Source organism: Tersicoccus solisilvae (assembly GCF_014643255.1).
GTDB lineage: Bacteria > Actinomycetota > Actinomycetes > Actinomycetales > Micrococcaceae > Tersicoccus > Tersicoccus solisilvae.
In genome coordinates this window covers 64094-73975 of record NZ_BMJI01000016.1, presented here as the reverse complement: position 1 = coordinate 73975, position 9882 = coordinate 64094, and the positions used below count along the sequence as shown (strand labels likewise).

7 protein-coding genes are annotated in these 9882 nt (G+C 72.0%); 1 reads left to right on the top strand and 6 read right to left on the bottom strand.

The window, feature by feature from the left end; translation table 11 throughout:
• Window positions 1–643 precede the first annotated feature (643 nt).
• From tyrS to IEX22_RS11850, 4 genes are all read right to left on the bottom strand, one after another.
• Window positions 644–1918: a tyrosine--tRNA ligase gene (gene tyrS, locus IEX22_RS11865; protein WP_229659991.1), complete on the bottom strand. Its 1275-nt coding sequence runs from the start codon at window positions 1916–1918 to the stop codon at window positions 644–646.
• Between the two features lie 109 nt (window positions 1919–2027).
• Entirely contained in the window at window positions 2028–4355 is a 2328-nt protein-coding gene (locus IEX22_RS11860; protein WP_229659987.1) for a HelD family protein, read from the bottom strand.
• 210 nt (window positions 4356–4565) lie between these two features.
• Window positions 4566–5072: an adenine phosphoribosyltransferase gene (locus IEX22_RS11855; protein WP_188668628.1), complete on the bottom strand. Its 507-nt coding sequence runs from the start codon at window positions 5070–5072 to the stop codon at window positions 4566–4568.
• Between the two features lie 124 nt (window positions 5073–5196).
• Entirely contained in the window at window positions 5197–5916 is a 720-nt protein-coding gene (locus tag IEX22_RS11850) for a DNA-3-methyladenine glycosylase (protein ID WP_188668619.1), read from the bottom strand.
• Window positions 5917–6122: 206 nt separating this feature from the next.
• Between IEX22_RS11850 and IEX22_RS11845 the strand changes: the two genes are divergently transcribed.
• On the top strand, window positions 6123–7052 hold the full coding sequence (locus IEX22_RS11845; RefSeq protein ID WP_188668618.1) for a DNA-3-methyladenine glycosylase family protein: 930 nt from the start codon (window positions 6123–6125) through the stop codon (window positions 7050–7052).
• Window positions 7053–7121: 69 nt separating this feature from the next.
• Here IEX22_RS11845 and argH read toward each other — a convergent pair whose 3' ends face one another.
• Together argH and IEX22_RS11835 are read right to left on the bottom strand one after the other, a co-directional pair.
• On the bottom strand, window positions 7122–8591 hold the full coding sequence (argH, locus tag IEX22_RS11840) for an argininosuccinate lyase (RefSeq protein ID WP_188668617.1): 1470 nt from the start codon (window positions 8589–8591) through the stop codon (window positions 7122–7124).
• Window positions 8584–9858 (bottom strand): argininosuccinate synthase, encoded by a 1275-nt coding sequence (locus tag IEX22_RS11835; protein WP_188668616.1) that lies wholly within the window; start codon window positions 9856–9858, stop codon window positions 8584–8586. Before IEX22_RS11835 ends, argH begins: the two co-directional genes overlap by 8 nt.
• Window positions 9859–9882 lie beyond the last annotated feature (24 nt).

Here is a 9882-nt window from a genome sequence, read left to right as displayed (position 1 = left end):
GACCACCACGGGGGTGGCAGCCAGACATCACAACCAGTAAATAACTGGCATCAACAAACAAAACAACACACTATTGAGTTCTCAAACAACAGGCACGTATCGATTCCCACGATTCTTTCCGAACCGCTTTCCTCGTCGTTTCCAACGCTTTCAATCTAGTTCATCGTTTCTTCACCTGTCAAATCCGCACTTTCCGCGGATCCGAGCCGATGAAACGACTTCCAGAATCAATTCGGTATGCCGGGAAACGATTCTTCCGAACCGCTCTCCCGCCGTTTCCGACTTGTCGAATCTAATTCATTTGTTTTTCATCTGTCAAATCCGCTTCTCGCGGATCCGAGTCGATGATCAACTCCTGATCCCACGCCGATGTTCCGGTCACTGCGGGTTCGCGCTCTGCGCGCAGCCCGATCGACCGTTGATCGTGGTGTGGGTGGTGCCCGCTCCAGCTGGTCCGTTCCGGGGATCTGAACCCGAAGGTTCTTCCCCGTCTCGACCGCGCTGCCCGGCAGGCGACTCGAAGAACACTACGCGGATCCGGGCACCCGTGCAAATCGGACCGGACGCCCGGGCGTGTCTCGCCTTCTCGCCCGGGAATTCAGGGTTCGCGCGGCGTTCGGGCCGGATCGACCGGCCCGACGGGTCACCGCGCCGGCTGCTCCGCGGGCGTGACCTCGGCCACGGCCTGATGCCGCTTGCCGCGACGGATCAGCAGGTAGCGGCCGTGCAGCAGATCCGCGCGGTCCACGACGTGCTCGACGTCGGTCACCTTGGTGTTGTTCACGTAGGCTCCCCCGTCACCGATGGTGCGGCGGGCCTCCGAGTTGGAGGACACCAGGCCGGTGGCGACGAGCAGGTCGACGATGCCCAACCGGCCGTCATCGACGGTGGCCCGCGGCAGTTCGGCGGTCGCCGCCTGCCAGGTCGGTTCGTCGATCGCGGCCAGGTCTCCCTGCCCGAACACGGCGGCGGAGGCGGCGATCGCCGCCTCCGTGGCGGCGACCCCGTGCACGAGGGAGGTGACCTCCCACGCGAGGACCTTCTGTGCCTCCCGCCGATGCGGTCGGGCGGCGACCTCGACGGCGAGCTCCTCGATCCGGGCGCGGTCGAGGAAGGTGAACACCTTGAGCAGGGTCACCACGTCGGCGTCGAGCCGGTTCAGCCAGAACTGGTAGAAGGTGTACGGGCTGCACATGGCGGCGTCGAGCCAGATGGCGTTGCCCTCGCTCTTGCCGAACTTGGTGCCGTCGGCGTTGGTGATCAGCGGGGTCCCGATGGCGTGCACCGCGTGCCCCTCGACCTTGCGCACCAGTTCGGTTCCGCTGGTGAGGTTGCCCCACTGATCCGACCCGCCGGTCTGCAGGGTGCACCCGTACTGCCGGTGCAGCTCGAGGTAGTCCATGCCCTGGAGGATCTGGTAGCTGAACTCGGCGTAGCTGATGCCCTCGTCCGAGTTCAGCCGGGAGGCGACGATCTCCTTCTTGATCATCGTGCCCACGCGGAAGTGTTTGCCGACGTCCCGGAGGAAGTCGATGACGCTCATCGGGCCGGTCCAGTCCAGGTTGTTGACCATCCGGGCCGGGTTCTCGCCCTCGAAGTCGAGGAACCGGCGCACCTGCTCCTGCAGGGAGTCGACCCAGGCGGCGACGGTCTCCTTGGTGTTCATGGTCCGCTCCGCCGACGGCCGCGGATCCCCCACCAGCCCCGTGGACCCGCCGACCAGGGCCAACGGGTGGTGGCCGGCGAGCTGGAGCCGGCGCATCGTCAGCAGCTGGACGAGATTGCCCAGGTGCAGCGATGCCGCGGTCGGGTCGAAGCCGCAGTAGTAGGTCAGCGGCTGCCCGTTCAGTGCCCGTTCCAGCTCCGTCTCGTCCGTGCTCACCTGGACGAGTCCGCGCCAGCGCAGTTCCTGCCAGATGCCGGGGAAGCTCGCGTCGTTGCGCTGCGGCGTCGGCGCCGTCGACGACGAACCGGAGGACGAGGGGTCGCGAGGAGGCGTGGCGGTCACGGACACGCCGTCCACGCTATCAGCCGGCATCGCGCTGATCGATGCCCGCCCGCTCGGCGTCGAGCACCGCTTCCTCGAGCCCCGCCGGCCAGCCCGAGCTGCTGATCAGGCGCAACCGCTGGGTCGGGCGGGTCATCGCGACGTACAGGTCGCCGGGGCGTCCACCGGCGTCGGCGATGATCTGCCGGGGTTCGACCACGACGACGCCGTCGAACTCGAGGCCCTTCGCGTCCACCGGGTCGAGGACGACGATGTTCTGGTCCACCGCGCCGGCTCCCCCGCCGACCCGCGACCCCCACCGGTCCCGCAGCGCCGTGCGCAAGCCGGGTACCAGGCCGGCCGGAGCGATCACCGCGACGAGTCCGCCGTCGACGGCGTCCACGTCCTCGGCCACGGCCGCCACGACCGCGCCCGGCAGGTCCGTGGCCCGGCGGGCCGGCTGCAGCACCGGGGGCCAGTCCCCGACGCGCACGGCCTCCGGCTCGGAGACCGGCGCCCCGGTCGCGCGGGCGACGGCGACGGCCGCCTCGGCGATCTGGGCGGGGGTGCGGTAGTTGACGGTCAGCTCCCGCAGCGTGAACCGGTCCCCGACGAACGGGGCGAGCGCCTCCGCCCACGAGGTGGCGCCGGCGGCGGACGAGGTCTGCGCGATGTCGCCGACGATGGTGAACGACTTCAGCGGGCAGCGGCGCATCAGCAGCCGCCACTGCATGGGCGAGAGCTCCTGCGCCTCGTCCACGATGACGTGGCCGAACGCCCAGGTGCGGTCCGCGAGCGCTCGCTCGGACGTGGTCACGGCGGCCTCCGCCGCCGTGTTGTGGGCGACGACGTCCTCGGCCGACAGCATCCCGTCGACCCCCGCGTCGGCGAGGGTCTGGTTCATGTTCTCGAGCGCCTTCTCGGCGTTGGCCAGGTCCCGCGTGCGGGCGGCGTCCCGGGCCGCCGCGTCGCGACCGGCGGACGCGTCGAGATCACCGAGCAGCTCCGCCGCCTCGTCGAGCAGCGGGACGTCGGCCTCGGTGAAGGGCACCCCGGGTTCGCGCAGCAGTGCCCGCCAGTCCTCGGCGGCCAGCAGCCCGGTGGCCGCGGCCTCCAGCTGCGCGGGCCGGCTGAGCAGCTCGTCGACCAGCTTCTTCGCGGTCAGCGGCATCCAGGACAGGTTCAGCGCCACGCGCACGTCCCGTGAGGTGCGCACGTCCTCGGCCAGCCACGACCGCTCACCCGTGTACTCCGTGCCGGAGGAGGCCTCGACCTTCTGCGTCAGTTGATCGGTCAGTTCGCGCAGCAGGATCTTGACGAACGTCAGGCGCGCCTCGTTGTGCGGCTTGCCGGTGGCCTGGGCCCGGTCCCGGGCGCGGGCGACCTGCCGCGGCGTGAGCGTGAGGGTGAAGCCGTTGACGTCGAGCCGCCGCGGTTCGGCGGGCACCCGCTCCCGGTTGCGCACGGCCGCGGCCACCACGTCGGCCATCGCCAGGCTGCCCTTGATCCGTGCCACGCGCGGGTCCGTCTCGGGGCCGGCGTGCAGGTCCGGGATGAGGGAGGCCGGACTGGTCATGATGACACCGGTCTCGCCGAGGGAGGGCAGCACCCGCTCGATGTAGGTGAGGAAGGAGTCGGACGGGCCCACCAGCAGCACGCCGGACTTGGCGAGGCGCTCGCGGTGGCTGTAGAGCAGGTAGGCGGCGCGGTGCAGGGCGACGGCGGTCTTGCCGGTGCCCGGACCGCCCTGGACCACGAGCACCCCGGGCAGCGGGGACCGGATGACGGCGTCCTGCTCGGCCTGGATGGTGCTGACGATGTCACCCATCCGGCCGGTGCGGCGCTCGTTCAGGGCGGCCAGCAGGGCACCCTCGCCGGGGACGACGCCGTCCTCGCCGAGCATCGCGGAGTCGAGCACGTCGTCCTCGATGGCCCGGACGGTGCGGCCCCGCAGCATCAGGTGGCGACGGCGGCGCACCCCCTGTCGGTCGAAGGCGGTGGCCTGGTAGAAGGTGCCCGCCTCGGGCGCGCGCCAGTCGACCATCAGCCGTTGCAGGTCGTCCGTGGACATGCCGATGCGGCCGATGTAACGGGTCTCCCCCGCGTCCATGTCGAGCCGGCCGAACACGAGGCGGTCCTCGACGGCGTACAGCTGCGCGAGGCGGTCCTCGTAGAGCGTGGCGAAGGCGTCGCGCTCGGAGACGTTCTGGGCCGAGCCCACCGCCCCCGTGCGCCGCACCTGGGCCAGCTGCTCGGTCTTCTGCACCCGCATCTCGTCGAGCCGTTCGTACAGCGCACCGACGTACTCGCGCTCGTGTCCGAGCTCGCGCTCCAGGGTGTCGTGCCGGTCTTGCACGCGATCAGTCACGCGTCGATCCTCCCGAATTGGACCGCGCTCGGCACCGCTGCGCCGACCCGGCGCGAACGGAGCACCGGTCACGGTCGCCCCCAACGGACTGTCCATTCTACAACCGGTCGATCGGGGTGGAACGGAGGGGACGGCGCACCACCGGCGTGTCATCCGAACCGTCCCGCGGGCGGGGCATCGCGGCCGGCGGCGTCCGGTGCCGAACGGCCGTCAGGCCCGGATCAGGGAACGCACCCGGTGGCCGCCGAGCCGGCGCCGGCCCCGCAGCTCCGACAGCTCGAGCACGACGCCGAAACCGGCGACCGTGATGCCGGCGCGGCCGAACAGCTCGGCGGCGGCGGACAGGCTGCCGCCGGTGGCCAGCACGTCGTCCAGCACGAGAACGCGGGAGCCGGCCGGGAGGTCGTCCGTGTGCAGTTCGAAGGTCGCGGTGCCGTACTCGAGGGTGCCCTCGACGGTGTAGGTCTCGCGGGGCAGTTTGCCTGCCTTCCGGACGGTCACGACGCCGGTGCCGGTGGCATAGGCGGCCGCCGCCGCGAGGAGGAACCCGCGGGCCTCGACGCCGGCGACGGCGTCGAACGTTCCCGCGAACGGCTCGACCAGCGCGTCGACGACGGCGCGCAGGGCGCGACCGTCGGCGAAGACCGGCGTGAGGTCCTTGAAGTGGATGCCGGGCTCCGGGAAGTCCTCGACGGTGACGAGCAGACGATTGATCAGCTCGTCGACCGGTTCCCGGGCGGAGGCGCTGAGAGAGGTGCCGGGGGACGTGCTCGCGGGTGTGTTCACGCCCTCAACGATACGGGCGTCGGCCGGCCCGGCCGCAGTCGGCGGGCGCCCGAGGTCACCGGGTGACTCGACGGCGCTGCACGGCGGGCCGGTACGGGGAGACGGTCGGGTCGTCGGTGAGCCAGAAGCGCCACGGGTAGTCGGCGCTGCCACCGGGACCGCTGACGCCGACGCGCGGGCCGGTGCTGACGTGCCCGTCGGGCGCGGGGCCGGCCAGCTGCACCCGGACGGAACGGACCGGATCCGCCGCCTCGTCGAACGCGGATCGCGGGTCCTCGACGCCCGGAGCGATCGGCACGCCGTTGTCGCGCAGATGCAGCCCGAGAGCCCGGGCCAGCCGGGCCGGGCCGCGGGCCAGATCCCAGTCCGGGGCCGACCGGGTGTCTGCGCTGCGGCCGGCGTCCCGGCGCCGTCTCGCGAGCGGGAGCCCGTCGACCACCTCCCCGGCACGCAGCAGCACTCCGGTGGCGACGCCGTCCTGCCCGCACACGACGTTGGCGCAGTGGTGCATCCCGTAGGTGAAGTAGACGTAGAGGTGCCCGGCCGGCCCGAACAGGACCGCGTTGCGGGCGGTGCGGCCACGGAAGGCATGGGCGCCGGGGTCGGGGGCGGCGGAGTCCCGCTGGCCCAGGTACGCCTCGGTCTCGGTGATGCGGACGGTGACGGGTCCGGCGTCGGTCGTGGTGGTGATGGTGCCGCCGAGCAGCGCCGGGGCGACCGTCAGCGCGTCGCGGGCGGCGAGCCAGGACACGAGCGGGTCGGGCGTCTCGGGCATGCCGGCCACGTTACCGGGGCGCGTCGGACCAGCCCTCCGGTTCTGCCTCACTTGTTGCGTGAGTCCGTCGGTTCCGCCCTCGGACGGGGGTCAAAGACCGGGGCCGAAGGGCGGAACTGGCGGACTCAGCCGTGTTGGCCGGAAAGCGGGAGCGCGTCGATCACCTCGTCGACGGCTCGGCTCGGCCGTGCTGGCAGGATGAGCCGGTGACCGCCGATGTCGAGCCCGTCCCCGGGAAGCCCGCCACCCTCGACACCGTGCTGCCCGCGGCGGGGCCTTTGGACCCGGCCGTGTTCGCGTTCCTCGCCCACCGGCAGATCGCCGGCGTCGAGGTCGCCGACGAGCGCAGCTACCAGCGGTCGATGGACTGCCCCCACGGTCATGCCCTGATGCGGGTGTGCTGGGACGGCGCCGGGATCCGGCTGTCGGCGACGCTGGAGGACGCCCGCGACACCGGCACGGTGACCGCATCGGCCCGCACCCTGCTCAGCCTGGACGCCGACCCGCGACTGCCCGACGCGGCGCTGGCCGGCGACCCGGTGCTCGGCCCGTCGGTCCGCCGGCGGCCGGGGCTGCGGGTCGGCGGCAGCGTCGAACCGCACGAGATGCTGATGCGGGCGATGATCGGGCAGCAGATCTCCGAGGTGGCCGCGCGCACGGCCCTGCACCGGCTGGCCGAGCACGCCCCGGCGACGCGATTGCCGGCACCCGGCATCGACCGGCTCTTCCCCGACGCCGCCGTGGTGGCCGAGCACGGCCGGGCGGTGCTGCGCGGGCCGGGTCGGCGGATCGACTCCGTGGTCACCACGGCCGAGCGGGTCGCCGGCGGTGACCTGGACCTGCGGCAGGCGGACACGGCCGCGGACCTGGCCGCGATGCTGCTGCCACTGCCCGGCATCGGGCCCTGGACGGTCGGCTATGTGGCGCTGCGGTGGCTGGGCGATCCGGACGTGTTCCTGCCCGGCGACCTCGCCGTCCGGGCCGGCTTGACCCGGCTGGCGGGGGCCACGACCCGGCTGAGTCCCGCCGTCGTCTCCGCGATGGCGCGGGCGTGGGCGCCGTGGCGCTCGTGGGCGGTGCTGCACGCGTGGCAGGCGCACCTGGCGCCCCCGGAAACACCGCCAGCTCGTCAATAGATGCACCATCGGGCCCTCACGGGAGCCCGGATGGTGCATCTATTGACGAGCTGGCGGAAGGAGATGCGGTCAGGGGGCGAACGGGCGGACGGCGCCGAGCTGCTCCCGCAGCGCCGTCAGCTGGGCGGCGACGGCCGCCGGCGCGGTGCCACCCTGGCTCGACCGGCTGGTCAGCGACCCCTCCGTGGAGAGCACGGACCGCACGTCGGGGGTGAAGCGGTCCGAGATTCCCGCGTAGTCCGCGTCGGACAGGTCCCACAGCTCCACGCCGCGGGACTCGGCCAGCTTGACCGCCTCACCGGAGAGCTCGTGCGCCTCCCGGAAGGGAACGCCCGCGCGCACCAGCCACTCGGCGACGTCGGTCGCCAGGGCGAAGCCCTGGGGGGCGAGCTCGGCCATCCGCTCGGTGTGGAAGGTCAGCGTCGCGATCATCCCGGAGACGGCCGGCAACAGGAGCTCGAGGGTGTCGACCGCGTCGAACACCGGCTCCTTGTCCTCCTGCAGGTCCCGGTTGTACGCGAGCGGCAGTCCCTTGAGCGTCGCCAGCAGCCCGGTCAGGTCCCCGATCAGGCGCCCGGCCTTGCCGCGCGCGAGCTCGGCGACGTCCGGGTTCTTCTTCTGCGGCATGATCGACGAGCCGGTCGAGAAGGCGTCGTCGAGCGTGACGAAGCCGAACTCCTTGGTCGCCCAGAGGATGACCTCCTCGCTGATCCGCGACAGGTCGACGCCGATCATGGCGGTGACCCACGCGAACTCGGCGTACACGTCGCGGGACGCCGTGCCGTCGATCGAGTTGTGCACCGCGGAGGCGAAGCCCAGCTCGGCCGCGACGGCGTTCGGGTCCAGTCCCAGGGAGGACCCGGCGAGCGCGCCGGAGCCGTAGGGGCTGACGGCGGCGCGGGCGTCCCAGTCGGCGAGGCGCTGCACGTCGCGCAGCAGCGCCCACGCGTGAGCGAGCAGGTGATGCGCGAGCAGCACCGGTTGCGCGTGCTGCAGGTGCGTCCGGCCCGGCATCGCCGCGTCGGGGTGCGCCTGCGCCTGGTCCACGAGCGCATCGATCGTGGCGAGCACCCCGGACGCGATGGAGGCGGCCGCCTCCCGCAGGTACATCCGGCCCAGGGTCGCGATCTGGTCGTTGCGGGACCGGCCGGCGCGCAGCTTGCCGCCGAGCTCGGGGCCCACCCGCTCGATCAGGCCCCGCTCGAGCGAACCGTGCACGTCCTCGTCGGACTCCGCGGCGACGTAGGCCCCGGAGGCGACGTCCGCGTCGAGCCGGTCCAGGCCGGCGAGCATCCGTGCCAGTTCGTCATCGTCGAGCAGACCGGCGGTGTGCAGCACCCGGGCGTGGGCACGGGAACCGGCGATGTCGTGGTGCGCAAGCCGCCAGTCGAAGTGCGTGGACTTGCTCAGGGCCGCGAGCGCGTCCGCGGGGCCGCCGGAGAACCGGCCGCCCCACAGCGCGCCCGTGTTGGTGCCGTGCCGGCCGGACGCCGCCCGCGCGCCGGCCGCGGGCGTCGCCGGATTCACCGGATCAGGCATCGCCGCCGGCGTCCTTCGCGGTGTCGTCCGCCGTGTTCAGCGTCGGCACGCCGGACAGGTCCGGGCTGCCGCCGACCCGCTGCTCCCGCTCGGAGGCGACCTTGGCGGAGAGACCGTAGATGTCGATGAAACCGCGGGCACTGGACTGGTCGAACGCGTCGCCCGTGTCGTAGGTCGCGAGCGAGAAGTCGTACAGCGAGGTCTCGGACCGGCGGCCCAGCACCGTCGCCCGGCCGCCGTGCAGCTCGAGCCGGATGTCGCCGTTGACGTGGGTCTGGGTGTCGTCGATGAAGGCGTCGAGCGAGTGCTTGAGCGGGGAGAACCACTGACCGTCGTAGACCAGCTCGGTCCACCGCTGGCCGACGGTCTTCTTGAACCGGGCCTGCTCCCGCTCGACGGTGACGTTCTCCAGCTCCCGGTGCGCGGCGATCAGCGCCATCGCGCCGGGCGCCTCGTAGATCTCGCGGCTCTTGATGCCGACCAGCCGGTCCTCGACGATGTCGATCCGGCCCACGCCCTGCGCGCCGGCCCGCCGGTTGAGCTCCTCGATGGCCTGCAGCGGGGTGACGGCGACCCCGTCGAGCGCCACCGGCACACCGGCGCGGAAGGAGATCTCCACGACGTCGGCGACGGGCGGGAAGGCCGGGTCGTCGGTGTAGCTGTAGACGTCCTTGGTGGGCTGGTTCCAGATGTCCTCGAGGAACCCGGTCTCCACGGCCCGGCCCCACACGTTCTGGTCGATGGAGAAGGGGTTCTTCTTCGTCGTCTCGATCGGCAGGTTGTTCCGCTCCGCGAAATCGATGGCCTTGTCGCGGGTCAGGGCGAGGTCGCGGACCGGGGCGATGCAGGTCAGGTCGGGGCCGAGGGTCTGGATGCCCACCTCGAAGCGGACCTGGTCGTTGCCCTTGCCGGTGCAGCCGTGCGCCACGGTCGAGGCGCCGAACTGGCGAGCCGCGGCGACCAGGTGCTTGACGATGACCGGCCGGGACAGCGCCGACACCAGCGGGTACGCGTCCATGTAGAGGGCGTTCGCCTTCAGCGCCGGCATGCAGTAATCCTGCGCGAACTCGTCGCGGGCGTCGGCGACGTAGGCCTCGACCGCGCCGCAGTCCAGGGCGCGCTGGCGCACGGTCTCCAGGGACTCCCCGCCCTGCCCGACGTCGACCGCCACGGCGATGACCTCGCTGCCCGTCGCCTCGGCGATCCAGCCGATGGCCACCGAGGTGTCGAGGCCGCCCGAATAGGCCAGCACGATCCGCTCGCTCACTGAACTCTCCTCCTGCTGCTGATG

Excerpts from the sequence above, each read along its gene's own strand:
- IEX22_RS11850 (WP_188668619.1), bottom strand. The coding sequence starts at position 5,916 with ATGCCCGAGACGCCCGACCCGCTCGTGTCCTGGCTCGCCGCCCGCGAC.
- argH (WP_188668617.1), bottom strand. The coding sequence starts at position 8,591 with ATGCCTGATCCGGTGAATCCGGCGACGCCCGCGGCCGGCGCGCGGGCG.